The sequence below is a fragment of the Pseudomonas sp. GW456-L12 genome, from assembly GCF_059424045.1.
The window spans coordinates 1-17,848 of the sequence record NZ_JBWKZA010000056.1 but is presented as its reverse complement, the minus strand read 5'-3'; the positions used below and the strand labels follow the sequence as shown (position 1 = coordinate 17,848).

General features: G+C 65.1%; 19 protein-coding genes and 1 pseudogene. 5 read left to right on the top strand and 15 right to left on the bottom strand.

All coding sequences use genetic code 11. The features are described 5' to 3' along the window. The first annotated feature begins 345 nt into the window (after positions 1 to 345). On the top strand, positions 346 to 1,392 hold the full coding sequence (locus AC07Y9_RS31720; protein WP_102681487.1) for a class I SAM-dependent methyltransferase: 1,047 nt from the start codon (positions 346 to 348) through the stop codon (positions 1,390 to 1,392). Positions 1,393 to 1,579: 187 nt separating this feature from the next. Here the strand turns inward: AC07Y9_RS31720 and AC07Y9_RS31715 are convergent, their stop codons facing one another. Next, entirely contained in the window at positions 1,580 to 2,029 is a 450-nt protein-coding gene (locus AC07Y9_RS31715; protein WP_102681486.1) for a hypothetical protein, read from the bottom strand. Positions 2,030 to 2,188: 159 nt separating this feature from the next. Then, positions 2,189 to 3,109 (bottom strand): LysR family transcriptional regulator, encoded by a 921-nt coding sequence (locus tag AC07Y9_RS31710; RefSeq protein ID WP_102681485.1) that lies wholly within the window; start codon positions 3,107 to 3,109, stop codon positions 2,189 to 2,191. 118 nt (positions 3,110 to 3,227) lie between these two features. Here AC07Y9_RS31710 and AC07Y9_RS31705 point away from each other — a divergent pair, with 118 nt between their 5' ends. The 3 genes from AC07Y9_RS31705 to AC07Y9_RS31695 all read left to right on the top strand — a co-directional run bounded on the left by AC07Y9_RS31705 (position 3,228) and on the right by AC07Y9_RS31695 (position 4,930). Then, complete coding sequence (locus AC07Y9_RS31705) at positions 3,228 to 3,974, top strand: SDR family NAD(P)-dependent oxidoreductase (protein ID WP_053261955.1); 747 nt, start codon at positions 3,228 to 3,230, stop codon at positions 3,972 to 3,974. Positions 3,975 to 4,040: 66 nt separating this feature from the next. Continuing rightward, positions 4,041 to 4,247 (top strand): tautomerase family protein, encoded by a 207-nt coding sequence (locus AC07Y9_RS31700; RefSeq protein ID WP_007922853.1) that lies wholly within the window; start codon positions 4,041 to 4,043, stop codon positions 4,245 to 4,247. Positions 4,248 to 4,390: 143 nt separating this feature from the next. After that, positions 4,391 to 4,930 carry a phosphohydrolase gene (locus AC07Y9_RS31695; RefSeq protein ID WP_102681484.1) on the top strand — a complete coding sequence of 180 codons (540 nt, stop codon included), beginning with the start codon at positions 4,391 to 4,393 and terminating at the stop codon, positions 4,928 to 4,930. 4 nt (positions 4,931 to 4,934) lie between these two features. Here the strand turns inward: AC07Y9_RS31695 and AC07Y9_RS31690 are convergent, their stop codons facing one another. The 13 genes and pseudogenes from AC07Y9_RS31690 to AC07Y9_RS31630 all read right to left on the bottom strand — a co-directional run bounded on the left by AC07Y9_RS31690 (position 4,935) and on the right by AC07Y9_RS31630 (position 16,716). Further along, on the bottom strand, positions 4,935 to 5,288 hold the full coding sequence (locus AC07Y9_RS31690; protein ID WP_102681483.1) for a DUF1428 domain-containing protein: 354 nt from the start codon (positions 5,286 to 5,288) through the stop codon (positions 4,935 to 4,937). Positions 5,289 to 5,423: 135 nt separating this feature from the next. After that, complete coding sequence (locus tag AC07Y9_RS31685; protein WP_053261958.1) at positions 5,424 to 6,509, bottom strand: hypothetical protein; 1,086 nt, start codon at positions 6,507 to 6,509, stop codon at positions 5,424 to 5,426. Between the two features lie 242 nt (positions 6,510 to 6,751). Continuing rightward, positions 6,752 to 6,922: a hypothetical protein gene (locus tag AC07Y9_RS31680; protein ID WP_172963075.1), complete on the bottom strand. Its 171-nt coding sequence runs from the start codon at positions 6,920 to 6,922 to the stop codon at positions 6,752 to 6,754. Between the two features lie 242 nt (positions 6,923 to 7,164). After that, positions 7,165 to 7,446, bottom strand: a pseudogene (locus tag AC07Y9_RS31675) (benzoate/H(+) symporter BenE family transporter); the annotation flags it as partial. Positions 7,447 to 7,563: 117 nt separating this feature from the next. Then, positions 7,564 to 8,901 carry an MFS transporter gene (locus AC07Y9_RS31670; RefSeq protein WP_102681481.1) on the bottom strand — a complete coding sequence of 446 codons (1,338 nt, stop codon included), beginning with the start codon at positions 8,899 to 8,901 and terminating at the stop codon, positions 7,564 to 7,566. A 173-nt stretch (positions 8,902 to 9,074) separates the two neighbouring features. Continuing rightward, a complete protein-coding gene (locus AC07Y9_RS31665; RefSeq protein WP_007922861.1) occupies positions 9,075 to 9,848 on the bottom strand; it encodes a 1,6-dihydroxycyclohexa-2,4-diene-1-carboxylate dehydrogenase in 774 nt (257 codons plus the stop codon). A gap of 152 nt (positions 9,849 to 10,000) precedes the next feature. Next, complete coding sequence (benC, locus tag AC07Y9_RS31660) at positions 10,001 to 11,014, bottom strand: benzoate 1,2-dioxygenase electron transfer component BenC (RefSeq protein ID WP_102681480.1); 1,014 nt, start codon at positions 11,012 to 11,014, stop codon at positions 10,001 to 10,003. Positions 11,015 to 11,024: 10 nt separating this feature from the next. Next, complete coding sequence (gene benB / locus AC07Y9_RS31655) at positions 11,025 to 11,513, bottom strand: benzoate 1,2-dioxygenase small subunit (protein ID WP_007922866.1); 489 nt, start codon at positions 11,511 to 11,513, stop codon at positions 11,025 to 11,027. Then, on the bottom strand, positions 11,513 to 12,874 hold the full coding sequence (gene benA, locus AC07Y9_RS31650; RefSeq protein WP_053262097.1) for a benzoate 1,2-dioxygenase large subunit: 1,362 nt from the start codon (positions 12,872 to 12,874) through the stop codon (positions 11,513 to 11,515). Before benA ends, benB begins: the two co-directional genes overlap by 1 nt. Positions 12,875 to 13,148: 274 nt before the next feature. Next, positions 13,149 to 14,105: an AraC family transcriptional regulator gene (locus tag AC07Y9_RS31645; RefSeq protein WP_102681479.1), complete on the bottom strand. Its 957-nt coding sequence runs from the start codon at positions 14,103 to 14,105 to the stop codon at positions 13,149 to 13,151. 179 nt (positions 14,106 to 14,284) lie between these two features. Further along, positions 14,285 to 15,214: a catechol 1,2-dioxygenase gene (gene catA / locus AC07Y9_RS31640; protein ID WP_007922461.1), complete on the bottom strand. Its 930-nt coding sequence runs from the start codon at positions 15,212 to 15,214 to the stop codon at positions 14,285 to 14,287. 51 nt (positions 15,215 to 15,265) lie between these two features. Next, positions 15,266 to 15,556 carry a muconolactone Delta-isomerase gene (gene catC, locus AC07Y9_RS31635; protein WP_007922462.1) on the bottom strand — a complete coding sequence of 97 codons (291 nt, stop codon included), beginning with the start codon at positions 15,554 to 15,556 and terminating at the stop codon, positions 15,266 to 15,268. A gap of 32 nt (positions 15,557 to 15,588) precedes the next feature. Then, positions 15,589 to 16,716, bottom strand: a complete 1,128-nt coding sequence (locus tag AC07Y9_RS31630) for a muconate cycloisomerase family protein (RefSeq protein WP_173679825.1) — start codon at positions 16,714 to 16,716, stop codon at positions 15,589 to 15,591. Between the two features lie 125 nt (positions 16,717 to 16,841). On the opposite strand from AC07Y9_RS31630, the gene AC07Y9_RS31625 reads away from it, so the two are divergent. Continuing rightward, positions 16,842 to 17,735: a LysR family transcriptional regulator gene (locus tag AC07Y9_RS31625; protein WP_102681477.1), complete on the top strand. Its 894-nt coding sequence runs from the start codon at positions 16,842 to 16,844 to the stop codon at positions 17,733 to 17,735. The last annotated feature ends 113 nt before the right edge of the window (positions 17,736 to 17,848 follow it).

Sequence of the window (17,848 nt, the reverse complement as noted above, 5' to 3'; positions counted from 1 at the left end):
CCCCCTCATCGGCCAACCCCGCGACGCCCCCGCCGGGCAACTAAACTGACTCATCTACCGACCAGCAATCGCTTGCTCCGGGCGTCCCGGAACCCGCGCGCAGCCTCGCCTGCCGCCACGGGTTCGACGCCCAGGCCCGATGGCCAGCCTCACCTGCCTGAACGGTAGGCACGCACCCCGTCCCCCGCGGGAGGCGCGCGTCAGCTCTTCAGAACACGGGCCGGCCCTGCCAGGCCCGCTCATGCGGCAGCGCCGGGACATGGCCTCCCCGCGCACGCCGCGTATCTCCATCCGGCCACTGCCGGGCCGTCGGCGGCAGTGACCCTCACAGCGGAGGACCAGGCCATGGACGAAGCCAAGCTCAACGATTTCATGGGCAAGCTGGTGTCAGACATGGGCGGCGCGGCGATGCTCGCCAATATGATTGTCGGCGAAGAACTGGGCCTGTACCGGGCCATGGCCGACAGTCGTTTCGTCAGCCCCGAGGCGCTGGCCGCCAAGACCGGCTGCAACGCGCGGCTGCTGCGCGAATGGCTGAGCGCCCATGCCGCGTCCGGCTACATGGAACACCAGGGCGGCCAGTTCCGCCTGCCGGAAGAACAAGCCCTGGCGCTAGCCATCGAGGACTCGCCGGTGTACGTGGCCGGTGGCGCCGTGGTGGTCTCTGCGCTGTTTCACGACAAGGACAAACTGCTGGCGGCGATGCGCGGCGACGGCGCCCTGGCCTGGGGTGATCACCACCCCTGCATGTTCAGCGGCACCGAGCGCTTCTTCCGCCCCGGCTATCGGGCGCACCTGGTGGCCGAGTGGCTGCCGGCCCTGGACGGCGCGGTGGAAAAACTCCAGGCCGGGGCCAAGGTGGCCGACATCGGCTGCGGCCATGGCGCCTCGACGGTGATCATGGCCCAGGCCTTCCCCGCCTCGCGGTTTTTCGGCTTCGACTACCACCAGCCCTCCATCGCCACCGCGACGCAACGGGCCGAGGAAGCCGGGGTGACCGGCCGCGTGCAGTTCTCCCAGGCCAGCGCCAAGACCTACCCCGGCAACGACTACGACCTGATCTGCTTCTTCGACTGCCTGCACGACATGGGCGACCCGGTGGGCGCCGCGCAACATGCCTTCCAGGCGCTGAAAGACGACGGCAGCGTGCTGCTGGTCGAGCCGTTCGCCAACGATAAACTGGACCAGAACATCACCCCGGTCGGCCGGCTGTTCTATGCCGCCTCGACCTTTATCTGCACGCCCAACTCGCTGTCCCAGGAAGTCGGCCTGGGGCTCGGTGCCCAGGCCGGCGAAGCGCGCCTGCGCCAGGTCTTCAGCGAAGCCGGCTTCAGCCAGTTCCGCCGGGCCGCAGAGACGCCGTTCAACCTGATTCTCGAGGCACGTAAATAAAGGGGTTGGCGGCCGACGCGGTCTTGTGGAAGCCAGCGGGCGGCGATCCGACTTGCCGGCGATCGGGGCGCCGCGGTGGCTCAGGGACGGCGCCATCGCGGGCAAGCCTCGCTCCTACGGGGACACGCAGGTGCCGCATGCCAATGAAAAAACGGCACTCGGGGAAATCCCGGGTGCCGTGCCTGTCTTACGCCGCCGGCAGATCCACCAGCACCACCGCCTGTTGCCCTACGCACAACAGCCGGCCGCCATGATGGGCCACATACTCCCGGGCCTCGTCCGGCGACGAGAACCAGCAGTTGAGATGGCCCGCCTGGCGGTAGACCAGTTCAAAATGCTGCAACTGCTCGGGCGCCAGCTCGTCGAGGACCTGACGATAGGTCTCCCAATGGGCAAAACCGGCCTCACTGGCCAGGGTGCGCAACAGGTGTTTGCGCTGCACCTTGTCGCGCTGCCGATACAACTCGGGCAACGATAGGCCAGGCAAACTGTTGCTCGCCAGCAAGCGCCGCAGGATCGGCAAGGCGCCGGCCAGCGAACCGCTGGTTGCAGTGCGATGCAGGCGTTTGGCTTCGCGCAGTACCAGGCTGGCGGCCTGACTGGCGGGTGAACGGGAAACGGATTTGTTGATAGGCATACCAACTCCAAGAGAATCGGCCTGCTCGCTATTGGCCCGGAGGGGGTATGCAAGCGTGGTGCTTGCGGGAATTGAAGGTGCTTGCGCTTTCGCGAGGTGGGCGCCCAGGAAGCCCGGCCGCCATACTAACCAATCCATCCCGGGCTGCCCATCCCTGCTTCAGGTCTTCCAGCCCTGCTGTTTCTCCAGCAGGAAATCGATAAAGGCGCGCAGGCGCAACGGCACGTGCCGGTTGTGGGGATACAGCAGGCTGAAGGGCCGCGAACGGCCGCCGTAAGGCTGCAGCACCTCCACCAGGGAACCCTCGGCCAGCTCGCGCTCGACCATGAAACGGTAGGTCTGGAACAGGCCGGCGCCGTATTTGGCCAAGGTCACGCCCCCCTGTAGGTCTTCCGAACACACGTAGGCCCCCTCGGCGAGCACTTCGCAGGGGCCGTCGACGCCGTTGAACAGCCAGGCGATGCGCCGGCCGCTGCTGGGCAGCTCGAACTGGATGCACTCGTGCTGCGCCAGGTCGTCGAGCCGCTGCGGGGTACCGGCCCGCGCCAGGTAATCCGGGGCGGCGAACACCACCAGTTCGGCGTCCTCCAGCAACCGCGCGACCAACCCGGAATCCGGCTGCGCGCGCACCCGGATCGCCATGTCGTAGCCCCCTTCGACGAAGTCGATATTGCGGTTGCTCAGGTTGACCTCCACCCGCATCTGCGGGTAGCGCCGGCGAAACTCCGGCAGCAGCGGCAGGATCCGCAGATGGCCGTAGGTGGTCGGCAGGCTGATGCGCAAGGTGCCGGAAGGCGCCAACTGCTGCCCGGTCAACTGGCGCTCGGCCTCGAGCATCTGGTTCAGCGCGCTGCGGCATTGCTGGTGATAGTCACGCCCGCCGTCGGTCAGGCGGATGCTGCGAGTGGTGCGCACGAACAGGCGGACGCCGAGCCGTTCTTCCAGGCGCGACACCGAGCGGCTGACCGCCGCCGGCGTGACCCCGGCCGCCAACGCCGCGCCGGTAAAGCTGCCGATCTCCGCCGCCATGCAGAACAGCTCGATGCTGCCCAGCAGCACATCGTCGAATTGCCGACTCATTGATTACACCATGTATCAAGTGAAGTACCTGAAGCGCTGTTTATCAGCATTCGGCACACAAATATAGTTCTGCCCAACAGCGCTGGAACCCCTCTCACCGCAGAACAGGACTATCCCCATGAGCCACACCCTGAACCACAACAGCACCGTCATCATCACCGGCGCCTCCAGCGGCATCGGCCTCGGCCTGGCCCAGGCCTACCTGGCCCGCGGCTACAACGTGGTCGGCAATGCCCGCTCGGCACAGCGGCTGGCCGCGGCGGCCGAAACCCTGGGCCACAGCGAGGGTTTTCTTGGGGTCGCGGGCGACATTGCCGACCCGGCCACCGCCACGCAGTTGGTCGAACGCGCCATCGACCGTTTCGGCCAGGTCGATGTGCTGGTCAACAACGCCGGCTTCTTCCTGCCCAAGGCGTTTATCGACTACAGCCCCGAGGAGCTGGACAGCCTGCTGGAGACCAACCTCAAGGGTGTGGTCTACGCCTCCCAGGCCGCCGCGCGGCACATGATCGAACGGCGCCGGGGCCACATCATCAACATCAGCGCCAGCGTCGCGCTGCAACCGAACCTGGCGGTCCCGGCGGCGTTACCGGTGCTGATCAAGGGCGGCGTGAACCAGATGACCCGCGCCCTGGCCCTGGAGCTGTCGCCGTTCAATATCCAGGTCAACGCAGTGGCCCCGGGGATCATCGACACGCCGATGCACGACCCGGCGCACCGTGCCTTCCTCGACGGCCTGCAACCGGCCGGACGGGTCGGACGCATCGAGGAAATCGCCGACGCGGTGCTCTACCTGTCCGGCGCCGGCTTCACCACCGGCGTGGTGCTGCCGGTGGACGGCGGCATGAGCAGCGGCAAATGGTAAATCCGGCGGGAGGCCGGTGTACCTCCCGTCCCTTGCAACCCCCATCTTTTCCTTAGGAGTAATGCCATGCCTTTCGTCAACGTCCGCATCACCCGTGACGGCGTGACCCGCGAACAGAAAGCCCAGGTGATCCGCGAGATCACCGAAACCCTGCAACGGGTGCTGAACAAGGCCCCGGAACTGACCCACATCGTCATCGAGGAAGTCGACACCGACAACTGGGGCTACGCCGGAATGACCACCACCGAATACCGCCAGCGAACGGCGCAATGAAAAAAGGGCGGGCCAGCATCGGGTCCGCCCTTTGTTCCTGGCGTTGAATCGATCCGTGACCTGCCGGTACGCCGCGACGCCCGCATCCTCAAGCCCTGCGCCGAGCCCTATACTGTCGCCCTTCCAGACCCGGAGCAGACCACATGGACGTCGTTCTCGAATGCTCGCTCACCGAACAGATCCTTGCCTCTTTCGCCACGGTGATCGGCAAGGACCTGCCCGGCTATCGCAATCATGTGTATCGCGTGCTGAGCTTCTACACCGCGCTCAATCCGCAGGACCGGCCGCTGTCCTCCGCGGTGCAGATCGCCGCGGCCTTTCATGACCTGGGTATCTGGACCCACGGCACTCTCGACTACCTGGCGCCGTCGATCCAACTGGCCCGGGCCTTTCTGGCCGAGCGCGGCGAGTCACAGCTGGCTGAGCAAGTCAGCGCGCTGATCGAGCAGCATCACAAACTGCGCCCTTATCGCCAGGCCCACGCCGCGAGCGTCGAAGCGTTCCGGCAGGCCGACACGATCGACGTCTCCCTGGGCTTGCTCAACTTCGGCCTGCCCCGCCCGTTTATCCGCGAGGTGCAGGCACGCTACCCCGACCAGGGGTTTCACTGGATGCTGGCACGCGCTTCGGCCCGGCAGTTGCTGCGTACGCCGCTGCGGCCGCTGCCGATGTTTCGCTGGTAACGCCTCAGGCATTGAGCAGCATCGTGAACCCGCCATAAATCATGCGCTGGCCGTCGAACGGCATCGGGCAGACGTCGGGCTTGAGCCGCGGGTCTTCCATGGCTCTTTGCATGCCCGCGTCGCGGACTTCGCGGGACGGCCAGATGATCCAGCTGAACACCACCGTCTCGTCCGCCTTGAGCTTGACCGCCATGGGGAACGAGGTCAGCTTGCCCTCGGGCACGTCGTCGCCCCAGCAATCGACCACGCTCAAGGCGCCGAACCCCTTGAACACCTTCGCCGCGACCTGCGCATGCTGCTTGAAGGCCTCGCGGTTGGCGGTGGGTACCGCCAGTACACAACCATCGACATAAGACATGATCCTGCTCCTGCTGATTGGGGTTGAACATCGGATCCCGACCTTGCTGTCGGTCACTCTGGGAACTGGTCGATCCGCATCGCCGACAATCGACAAGTCGGCGCGAAAAAATCTGAATCGACCGACCGACGGGCTTCATGGCTCCGGCTGCCAACCGGTTTGCGGGGCGCTCAGGCCCGGCGTCGCGGGCGGATGCACAGTGCCCGGCACCGTCTCCAGCGGGGGCTCCGGTACCGCGCTTTGGCCCAGTTCGCCCTCGATATGCCCGGCCAGGTAATACACCCCGGCCATCACCCCGTTGCCGGTGTTGTTCAACAGCTTGAACCAGGCTTGGTCGAACGCCTTGCCCAGGCTCTGGCGAATCTGCGCCTCGGTCTCGGCCCGGTCGCTCTCATGGGCAATCGCGCGAAACCCCGCGGCGCCCAGGGAGATCACCGCGCCGGCGACCTTGCCGGCCACCGCCGACGCGGCGCCGGCAATGCCACGGCCGGCCATCTGCGCTTCGAATTTTTCGCTGGCCTGCCTGGCCACCGAGACAATCCCGGCCTCGGACGACACCTCGCCGGTGCCCGCCGGCGCGCTATGGATCTGCTGGTACAGCGCCGAGTAGGCCGGCAGCGTAGTCAGGGGCTTGGCATGCAACACCTGATACAACGACGCATCGCGCGCCGGCGGCGGCCCCAGGCGAATCGCCTGGATGCCATTGAGCCGTTGATCGAGCTGCTTGGCCGGCAACCGATAACGCTGGGCGATAACCTGCACCTGCTTGTCCAGCAGCTCGATATAGAACTCCGTGGCCTGGTTGAGAATCGCATCCGGGTCGATCTCCACCGCCACCGGTGCCAGCACCTGTTCCTGATACTGCTCCTTGAGGTACTCCGCCAGCCGCGTCGCCGCCGCGTCCTGCTCGTCGCCGGCGGTGAGGCTGTACCAACTGACTTTCATGGCCATCCATTCCTGGGTCCAGTAACTGCTGAACCAGGGGATAAAGGTTTCCTCGGTAACGGCATAGACCCGCACCCGCCAGTGCTCCATGGAGCCGCGGGCAAAGACCTTGACCTGGATCACCGCCTGCTGCGAAGCCTCGGCGATCTCCCGGTCCACCTGGCGCCAGGTGCTGGCCGGCACCACCACCGGCGCCACCGCCTCGCGGACACGCTGGGTCGCGGCGCATCCGGCCAGCACCAGCAGCATCACGACGATCAGCGCACGCAAGTACAAGATGGCAACCCTCGCACAGCGTCGACCACGGCCACCCGCTCACGACGGGGCAGGCTTCAACCGGATACCACACGACCATGCCTGGATTGAGTATAGGTGCTGGGGTTTGCGCCCCAGGCTCAAGAAAGGGTTCGCGACGGCGTATCCGACCAGTCGCTTACCCGCGATGGCGTCCGGCCTGATACACCGCGGCGCCTCGATCGCCGGCAAGCCTGGCTCCTACAAAAGCAGGTCAGTCGTGGTCAGCGTGGACCGCCACCGCCGGGACCTCCGCCAAAACCGCCATGCGGGCCACCGCCACCGCCGCCATGCCCGCCACCGCCGCCGCCCGGCGGGAAGAACATCCAGCAGCCCGACAGGGACGACAACAAGGCGATCACTACCGCCACTTTTGCAACTCGACTCAATATCATCGCTTCACTCTCTTTCAGGACGAGAACCACAAGTTTCTCGTCGTTTCAGACAGTGCCCGCGCGACATTGAGCACCGCGCAAAGGTAAAGAATGGGTAAGGGTTGTATCGAAAAACCCATAGTTTTCCAAGGACTTGCGCGTTCATTTCAGCAGCAGCGAACGGCACCCCCGCAGCCCCTGGCCTTGCCGGAGGTGATTGACCTGTGCAAGGTTTTCGATACATGGCCAGTGCCGCCGCACTGTCAATTACGCGCCTGTGCCTCCCCCGCCACCGGTAGCCCCTGCGGACGACGCAGGGTCAGCACGCCATGGACCACCAGGCCAAACAGCAGCCCCCAGAAGGCCGCCGACAAACCGAACAGCGACATGCCCGACGCCGTCACCAGGAAGGTGATCAACGCCGCCTCGCGATCCCGCGGTACGGTCATGGCGCTGCTCAGGGCGAGCCCGGCCAGGGCCGCCTGGAAGATGATCACCAGCGGCCCGGCATAGGAAATCAGCGTGGCGATAAACCCGGCCACCAGCGCCGACAATGAGAATTCCTCGATCAACGGCTGCATGCAAGCCCCGAAGCCCTGAGGCATGGCATGACTGAACCACCGGTGCCGGCACCTGGGCGCCCGCACCGGTCATGGCCCCAGCTACAGGGACGGCGCGCTGGCCTGGCTGACCGGCAGCGCCTTGGCGGGCCGCGGGTAGACGAAGCACATCGCCAGCGCCGCCACCGCCCCCGGAATGGCAAAGGCCATGAAGTTATAGTGCAGCGGCAGCTCGATGCTCACCAAGGCACCGCCCAGCAGCGGCCCGACAATGGCCCCGCTGCGGCCGATCCCCGAGGCCCAGCCAATGCCGGTGGAGCGGATCGTCACCGGATAGAACTGGGCGACACAGGCGAAGGCCAGGATCTGCGTGCCGATGGTGGTGGCCCCGGCAATCGCGATCAGGGCGTACAGCAACCCGTGCGGGCTCTTGAAGCCGAGCAGGCTGATGGACACCGCGGCCACGATAAAAAACGCCACCAGGACCTTTTGCAGCTTCAGGCGATCGCCGATCCAGCCGCCGCCCACGGCGCCGAAAATCGCCCCGAGGTTCAGCACCAGCAGGAACATCAGGCTCGAGCCCAGGCTGTAACCGGCGCTGGCCATCAGCTTGGGCAGCCAGGAGTTGAGCGCGTAGACCATCAGCAGGCAGCAGAAGAACACCACCCAGAGCATCAGGGTGCCCAGCGCCCGGCCTTCGCGGAACAGCTGCACCACCGGCGCGCCGGCGGTCTTGAGGTTGGCCTTGACGAACGAGTCGCCGGGTTGCGCGACGAAGCCCGGCTCGACCCATTGCAGCACCTGGCGCGCTTCGTCGTCCCGGCCCTGGCGCAGCAGGAAGCCCAGGGATTCGGGCAGGAACCTGAGAATCAGCGGCAGCAGCAACAACGGAATCGCCGCCACATAGAACACCGCCTGCCAGCCGAAATTCGGCAGCAGCACGATGCCCAGGCCGGCGGACAGCGTACCGCCCACCGAGTAGCCGCTGAGCATGATCGCCACCAGGGTGCTGCGGATTTTCTTCGGCGCGTATTCGTTCATCAGCGCCACCACGTTGGGCATCACCCCGCCGATGCCGAGGCCGGCGATAAAGCGGCAGATGCCGAACTGGGTGGGCGTGGTGGTGAAGCCGTTGAGCAGGGTGAAACCGCTGAACAGCACCACGCAGATGGCGATGACTTTCTTGCAGCCGATGCGCTCCGACAGCGTGCCGAAAAACAGCGCGCCGAACATCATGCCGAACAGCGCATAACTGCCCAGCGCCCCGGCCTGCAGCGGGCTCAGGCCCCACTCCTGCATCAGCACCGGCAGCACCACGCCGTAGATCACCAGGTCGTAGCCGTCGAAGATGATGATCAGCGCGCACCAGAACAGCACGCGCCAGTGAAAGGCATTGAAGCGTGCCCCGTCGATCAATTGGTTGCTGTCTATGTTTCGCATGGCATCTGACTCTTGTTGTTGTTTTATGAGAAACCGGATGTGCGTTTGCGCAGCTTTTCTGTAGGAGCGAAGCTTGCTCGCGATGGCGTCCGGCCTGACACACCGCAGCGCTCCGATCGCGGGCAAGCCTCGCTCCTACGGTCAGGGTGCAATTTTCAATGACGCCTGACACTTCAGCCCTGGTCGCCACCGCCTACCGGCATGACCAGGCCGGTGATGTAGGACGCCTCGTCGGAGGCCAGGAACAGGATCGCCGCGGCCTGCTCGTCGATGGTGCCGTAGCGTTTCATCAGGGTGCTGTCGACGGTCTGGTCGACGATCTGCCGGTACCAGACCTGCTCCTCGGCGCTCTGCTCGGCGCTGTTGCGCGGAATGCGCCGTGGCGGCGCTTCGGTGCCGCCGGGGGCCGTGGCGTTGACCCGCACCCCGCGCCCGGCGGTCTCGAACGCCAGGCAGGCGGTCAGGGCATTCACCCCGCCCTTGGCCGCGCCATAGGGCACGCGGTTGATGCTGCGGGTGGCGATGGACGACACATTGACGATGGCGCCGCTGCCCTGCTCCAGCATGTACGGCAGCGCCGCGTGGCAGCACCACAAGGTGGGAAACAGCGAACGACGCACTTCGGCTTCGATCTGCTGCTCTGCATAGTGCTCGAACGGCTTGGCCCAGATGGTGCCGCCGACGTTGTTGACCAGCACGTCGATACGCCCGAAACGCTCGACGGCCGCGGCCATCGCCCGGCTGCATTCGGCGTACTGTTCAAGGTCGGCGGTCAGCGCCAGCACCTCGAACCTGGGGGCCAGCTCGGCCTGCAACTCGAACACCAGCTCGGAGCGATCCACCAGCACCAGCCGCGCCCCCTCCTCGGCCAGGCGCTCGGCGACCCGCCGGCCAATGCCCTGCGCCGCCCCGGTGACCAGGGCGACTTTTTCCTCGAATCTGCTCATCTCAAAACCTCATGCCAATGTACCGACGCACCACCACCCTTCATCTGTAGGAGCGAGGCTTGCCCGCGATCAGCCGACAGGCTGAAAGGTCAGCGTTGCCCCACTATCGCCATCGCGGGCAAGCCTCGCTCCTACATAGGGCGCGGGGGCTGTCAGGCCGCGCTGGCGGCGAATTTTTCGTAGTAGAAATTGGCCGGGGCGATGCCCTGCTCGCGAATGAACTGGCTCACCGCCTCGACCATCGGCGGCGGGCCGCACAGGTACACATCCACATCGCCGTCGTTCAGGTGCCTGGGCTCGATATGCTGGGTCACGTAGCCCTTGAGCGGGTGGCGACTCTCGGGGTTGGCCACGCAGGCGCTGAAGCTGAAGTTGGGAATGCGCGCGGCGAAGGCTTCCAGGCGATCCATTTCCACCAGGTCGAAATCGTTGGTCACCCCGTAGATCAGGTGCAGCGGATGCCCGCTGCCCTGCTCGGCGATCTTCTCCAGCATCGCGGTGAACGGCGCCAGCCCGGTGCCCCCGGCCAGCAGCAACAGCGGCCGGCGAATATCGCGCAGGTAGAAGCTGCCCAGGGGCCCGGCCAGGCTCATGGGGTCGCCGGCTTTCGCCAGGCCGGTGAGGAAGCTGCTCATCAGGCCGCCCGGCACGTTGCGGATCAGGAAGCTGACCTCGCCGTCGCGCTGCAGCGAGCTGAAGGAATAGGCGCGAGTCTGCTCGCTGCCGGGCACGCCGAGGTTGACGTATTGCCCCGGCAGAAACGCCAGCTTGCTCAGGGCCTCGCCCTTGATCGACAGGGCGATGGTGCTGTCGGACAGCTGGCGCACCGCGCTGATGGTGGCGTCGAAGGTGGCCTGGGCCGTGCGGCAAACCTGCGACGAAGCCGGCACCCGCACCACGCAGTCGCTCAAGGCGCGCATCTGGCAGGTCAGCACGAAGCCCTGCTCGGCTTCAGCCGCGGTCAGCGCGTCGTCGATGTATTCCTCGCCCAGGTCGTAGCGCCCGGCTTCGGCGAAACACTTGCAGGTGCCGCAGGCGCCGTCGCGACAGTCCAGGGGGATATTGATGCCCTGGCGGTAGGCGGCATCGGCCACGGTTTCGCCGGCGTTGGCGGCGACGAAGCGGGTCACCCCGTCTTCGAAATTGAGTGCGATGTGATGAGTCATGGCGGTCGCCTCAGAGGTGGTAGACATCGACGACCTGACGAACGTAATCGTTCTTCAGGATGACTTTCTTGGCCAGGATCCGCGGGGTCTCGCCGCGCACATCGAGGGTGTAGAAGCTGGTGCCGAAGTAGCTGTCGACGGTCTTGTAGCGAAAGCTCAGGGTGTGCCAGTTGAAGCGCACCTTGCACAGGCCGTCGGCCTGCTCCAGCAGCTCGATGTTGCTCAGGTTGTGCGAGGTGCGGGTGTCGGGAATGCTCGCGCTGGAGCGCTCGGTCTTGATCCGGAACACCCGGTCTTCCAGGCCGCAGCGGCTGCCGTACCAGATCAGCGAGATTTCCCGCTGCGGGTCTTCGGTGAGTTCGTCGTTGTCGTCCCAGGACGGCATCCAGAAGGTCGCGTCGGCGGCATAGAGTTCCAGCCAGCTGTCCCAGTCCTTGTCGTCCAGGTAGCGCGCTTCGCGGTAGAGAAAATCGCGCACGGTGTCATGGGAAATGCTCATCACACAGCCTCCACGGCAATGGTTCGCGCGGCTTCGGCGGCCACCGCCTCGAGCATGGTTTGCTGCCAGTACTTGTGCTGCATCACGAACAGGCCTTCGTCTTCGGTACGCACGCCGCTGAGGATCGGTTGCAGGTCGATTTCCCGGGCCGCGTCGTCCGCGCCCTCGACCCAGTGTTCGGCACCGCGGGACATGTCGTTCCAGGCGCTGTTGCAGCCCTGATAGCCCATCTGGCAGGAACGGAATTCCTCCAGGTCGTCCGGGGTGGCCATGCCGCTGACGTTGAAGAAGTCCTCGTACTGGCGGATGCGCATGGCCCGGGCTTCGTCGCTTTCGCCCCTGGGCGCGATGCAGTAGATGGTGATCTCGGTGCGGTCCACCGAGATCGGCCGGGCGATGCGGATCTGCGAGCTGAATTGGTCCATCAGGTAGACGTTGGGGTACAGGCACAGGTTGCGCGAGTTCTCGATCATCCAGTCGGCGCGAGCCTGGCCGAAGTCCCGGGCCAGCTCATCGCGACGCTCGTAGAGCGGGCGGTCCTCGGGGTTGGACCAGCGGGTCCAGAGCAGCATGTGGCCCTTGTCGAAGGAATAGAAACCGCCGCCCTGCTTGGCCCAGCTGCCGGCGCTCATGGTCTTGATCTCTTCCCCGGCTTCGCGCTGCTTGCGCTGGCTCTGGGTGGCCGCGTAGTTCCAGTGCACCGAGCTTACGTGGTAGCCGTCGGCACCGTTTTCCGCGGTGAGTTTCCAGTTGCCTTCGTAGATGTAGCTCGAGGAACCGCGCAGCACTTCCAGGCCGTCGGCGGACTGGTCGACGATCATGTCGATGATCTTCGCCGACTCGCCCAGGTGCTCCACCAGGGGCAGTACGTCGGGGTTGAGACTGCCGAACAGGAAGCCGCGATAGGACTCGAAGCGCGCGACCCTGGTCAGGTCGTGGGAACCTTCGCAGTTGAAGCTCGACGGGTAGCCCGCGGCGGCCGGGTCCTTGACCTTGAGCAGCTTGCCGGAGTTGTTGAAGGTCCAGCCGTGGAACGGGCAGGTGTAGGACGACTTGTTGCCGGTCTTGTGCCGGCAGAGCATGGCGCCACGGTGGCTGCAGGCATTGAGGAAGGCATTGAGTTCGCCGTCCTTGTTGCGCGCGATGAACACCGACTGCCGGCCCATGGTGGTGGTGTAGTAGTCGTTGTTGTTGGGGATCTGGCTCTCGTGGGCGAGGTACAGCCAGTTGCCCTCGAAGATGTGCTGCATTTCCAGGTCGAACAACCGGGGGTCGGTGAACATCTCCCGCTTGCAGCGGTAGACGCCCCGGTCACGGTCTTCTTCAAGCAGGGAGTGAAGGTATTCGGGTCGCAGGGTCATGGCCGCCGCCTCCATTGTTTTTATTCAGGCAAGGCTCATGCTAGGGCGGGGTGTGCGGGGGCAATATCCGTTGCGTGCAGACCACTATCCGTTTTCTGCAGAGTTTTGTAGGGCAAGTCCTACAGCCGTATGAAGAATCAGGAATGACGCGGCGGGCACGGCTTCTGTAGGAGCGAAGCTTGCTCGCGATGGCGTCGGATCAGACGCCTGCGCGTCGTTCGCCATCGCCGGCAATCGAACGTCGACCGGCCGTTCCTACAGAAGCATGGGCGGGTCAATGCCGGCGTCTGAGGGTGTCGGAAGGCAGTTCGCCGAACTGTTTGCGGTAGCTTTCCGAGAAGCGTCCCAGGTGCAGGAAACCGAAGTCCATGGCCAGTTCGGTGATGTTGCGCACGTTACAGCCGGGGTCGCGCAGGCAGGCGTGGATCCGCTCGAGTTTCTTCTGGCGGATGTAGCGCATGGGCGTGGTGCGGGCGTTGCGCTCGAACAGCGCATACAGCGAACGCAGGCTCATCTGCGCCTGTTGCGCCAGCTCTTCGCAGCCGATGTCCTGCTTGAGGTTGCGCTCGATGTAGTCGGCGATGGCCTCGAAGGTCGCCGACGACGAGCCCAGGCCCACCCGCCGGATGTTGGTCTTCATCAGGCTGAGCATCTTGCTCGCGACGATCTGCGCGTAATGCTCCTGCACCCGGGGGATGCATTCGGCGGCTTCGGCCTCGCGGCAGACCACGTTCAGCAGGTTGATAAAACCTTCCAGCTCATCCAGCTGGTAGCGGTTGCCCACAAAGCGCACGCCCTGCCCCGGATACAGCCAGCGCTGCTCATCGCACACCGACTCCAGCAGGCGGGTGGGCACCTTGATGATGAATTTCTCGCAATCGTCGGAGTAGGTCAGGTCCACCGGATCGTCAGGGTTGATCAGCAGTAGCTCGCCGGGGGCGAAGTAATGCTCCTGGCGATGGCCGCGCCACAGGCAGTGGCCGCGCAGCAACACTTGCAGGTGGTAGATGGTTTCCAGCGCCGGCGAGGTGACGCGCACGCTGCCGCCGTAGCTGATCGAGCACAGGTCGAGGCTGGCGAACTGCCGATGATTGAGGCTGGCCTGGGGGCTGCCGGCCTTGGGCAAACGGATGCAGTGGCTGCCCACATGCTGGTTGACATAGCCGGACACAGCGTAGGGATCGGCCTGGGCGAATACCCGGCTGCGCTCACTCAACAGACGCGTTTCCATAAGCGGGTCACTCCCCGTTTTTGTTATTGGGGTTCTTATTAATGGGACTGTTATTGCCGGGCGGTGATCGTTCGCCACCGCTGGCCCATCACGCAAGACTTCGACCACGGCTCACAACGGCAAAAACCACGGGATCACTCACGTTATCCCGTGGCCCCGAATCGGGATCTGCCGCGCTGTCAGTCCTCCAGCGCTCGCACCCGCTCCAGGCGTTGCTGCTCCTCGGGCTGGGCCGACGACTGCAGGGTGAAGTCGAAGTCGATCTCGGCGAAACGCCCGCTGACCCCGTATTGCGCCGCACGCTGCTGATCGTCGCTGAAGGTAATCTTGGCGATCAGTTCGTCACGGGTGGCGTAGGCGAAATCGTCGTGCAGGTATTCGTCGCCATCGAGGTTGATCTGGGTGGTCAGGTGACGGTGGTCATCGGCCGAGATGAAGAAGTGGATATGCGCCGGACGCTGGCCGTGGCGGCCCAGCTGGTCGAGCAACTGCTGGGTCGGACCGTCCGGTGGGCAGCCGTAGCCCGAAGGCACGATGCTGCGGAAACGGTAGCGGCCTTCGGCATCGGTGACGATGCGTCGACGCAGGTTGAACTCGGACTGGGTGGTGTCGAAGTAGGAATAGGTGCCGCCGGTGTTGGCGTGCCAGACATCGACTATGGCCCCGGCCAACGGTTCGCCGGCGGTGTTGCGCACCTGGCCCTGCATGAACAGCACCACGCCCGGATCGACGCCATCGTCGAGGCGCGCTTCACCCTGGCTCAGCGGCGCGCCGGCCACGTACAGCGGGCCTTCGATGGTACGCGGGGTGCCGCCGGTCTTGCCGGCCTGTTCGTCGGCGGCGTCCATCAGCAGGTCCAGGTAGTGCTCCAGGCCCAGTCCGGCCACCAGCAGCCCGGCTTCCTGGCGCGCGCCGAGCACGTTGAGGTAGTTGACCGCCTTCCAGAATTCTTCCGGGGTCACATCGAGGTCTTCGATGATGTTCACCGTGTCACGCAGGATGCGGTACACCAGGGCCTTAGTGCGTGGGTTGCCCTGATCGTTGAACTGGCCGCTGACTTCTTCGAGAAATTTCTGGGCGCTGGCAGTGTGGGAAATTCGGACGTTCATGGTTATTCCTCATCTTGTATTTATTAGAGTGTGGAGCAGGCTGGCGCGGGCTCAGCGGTCATCCGCACGAATGGACGAAGGATGCCTGCACAGCGCGTTCACTTCGATAGCCATGTACGGGTACAGCGGCAGTTGCATCAGCAGGTCGTGCAGTTCCTGCACGCTGTCGACGTCGAACACGCTGTAGTTGGCATACAGGCCGGCGATGCGCCACAGGTGCCGCCACTTGCCCTGCTCCTGCAGGCGCTGGGCCAGGGCCTTTTCGTCGGCCTTGAGCTGGGCGGCGCGCTCGGGGTTCATGTCGACCGGCAGGTTCACGGTCATTTTGACGTGGAACAGCATGGTGCTCTCCTTAAGACGTGATGAATGGCTGTTCAGGCTTGGTCGCGGCGGAAGAACGCCAGGCGCTCCTCGTCCAGGCTCAGGCCGAGGCCCGGCGCCCGGGATACGTGCAGCTGGAAATCGCGGTACAGCGGCGGCTCGGCGAGGATGTCCTCGGTCAGCAGCAGCGGACCGAACAGCTCAGTGTCCCAGCTCAAGGTATTGAGGGTCAGGAAGGCATGGGCCGACGCCAGGGTGCCGATACCGCCTTCGAGCATGGTGCCGCCGTACAGGCCGATACCCGCCGCCTCGGCGATCGCCGCGGTGCGCAGTACCGCGCGCGGGCCGCCGTTCTTGGCGATCTTCAGGGCGAACACCGAGGCCGCGCCTTCGCGGGCCAGGTTGAAGGCGTCTTCCACGCATTCGATGGATTCGTCGGCCATGATCGGCGCCGGGCTGATGGCGTTCAGGCGCACCATGCCGGCGCGGTTGTTGCGCGAGATCGGCTGTTCGATCAGGTCGATGCCGTTGCCGCCCAGCACCCGGCAGGCACGCACCGCCACCGCTTCGTCCCAGGCCTGGTTGACGTCGACCCGCACGCTGGCGCGGTCGCCCAGGGCCTTCTTGATCGCGATCACGTGGGCCAGGTCGCGGTCCACCTCGCCGGCGCCGATCTTCAGCTTGAAGATGCGGTGGCGGCGCAGGTCGAGCATCTTTTGCGCTTCGGCAATGTCCTTGGCGGTGTCGCCGCTGGCCAGGGTCCAGGCCACCGGCAAGGCGTCGCGCACCCGGCCGCCGAGCAGTTCGCTGACCGGCAGCCCCAGGCGTTTGCCCTGGGCGTCGAGCAAGGCGCTTTCGATGCCGGATTTGGCGAAGGTGTTGCCGCGAATGCTGCGCTCCAGGCGCTGCATGGCGGCATTGATATTGGCGCTGTCCTGGCCGAGCAGCAGCGGCGTGAAGAAGCGGTCGATATTGGTCTTGATGCTGTCCGGGCTTTCATTGCCATAGGCCAGGCCGCCGATGGTGGTGGCTTCGCCCAGGCCTTCGATGCCGTCGGCGCAGCGCAGGCGGATCAGCACCAGGGTCTGGTTCTGCATGGTGTGCATCGCCAGCTTGTGCGGGCGGATGGTGGGCAGATCGACAATGATCGTTTCGATCGATTCAATGGCACTTGAAAGCATTTCCATACCCATCAGGTTCTTGAAGTTATGGAACCGATTCTCGTACGGCTTTTTCCGGGGTTCCAATATAGAATTGGTCTGGCTCGATACCTTGAAGGTATCCAACCTTTGCCCGCGGAGGCCTTATGGAACTGCGTCATCTGCGTTACTTCCAGGTGCTGGGCCAGACCCTCAACTTCACCAAGGCCGCCGAGCGCCTGCACATCGCCCAGCCGCCCCTGAGCCGGCAGATCCAGCAACTGGAAGAAGAACTCGGGGTGTTGTTGCTGGAGCGCGGCCGGCCGTTGCGCCTGACCGAAGCCGGGCGCTTTTTCTATGAGCATTCCAGCGTGCTGCTGGAGCAACTGGCCAAGGTCTGCGACAACACCCGGCGCATCGGCCACGGCGAAAAGACCTGGCTCGGCATCGGCTTTGCCCCCTCGACCCTGTACGGCCTGCTGCCGGAACTGATCCGCCGCCTGCGCAGCCACGAGCCCCTGGCCCTGGAACTGGGGCTGTCGGAAATGACCACCCTGCAGCAGGTGGAAGCGCTCAAGGCCGGGCGCATCGATATCGGCTTCGGGCGGATCCGCATCGACGACCCGGCCATCGTGCAGAAGGTGCAGACCGAGGATCGCCTGGTGGCCGCCCTGCCCGCCGGCCATCCGCTGATCGGCCAGCCGGTGAGCCTCGCGCAACTGGCCGACGAGCCTTTCGTGCTCTACCCCGGCAACCCGCGCCCGAGCTACGCCGACCATGTGATCGCGCTGTTCAACACCCACGGCCTGAACATCCGCATCGTGCAGTGGACCAACGAACTGCAGACCGCCATCGGCCTGGTGGGCGCCGGCATCGGCATCACCCTGGTGCCGGCCTCGGTGCAATTGCTGCACCGCGACGACATCGGCTTCAGCCCGCTGCTGGAAACCAACGCCACCTCGCCGATCATCATCAGCCGGCGGGTGGGCGATGTGTCGGCGGGGCTCAGCCACTGCTTGCGGATGATCGACGAACTGCGCGCCGAACACCCCGACACCTGACTCCTCGCGCGCAGCCAACTCGCGATTGCGCCCACCTCCCCTTACAGCAAAAAAGCGCACCTGCAGAAAAGGGATACAGGTCTGCACGCAGCGGATAGCGCCCGCCCCACACC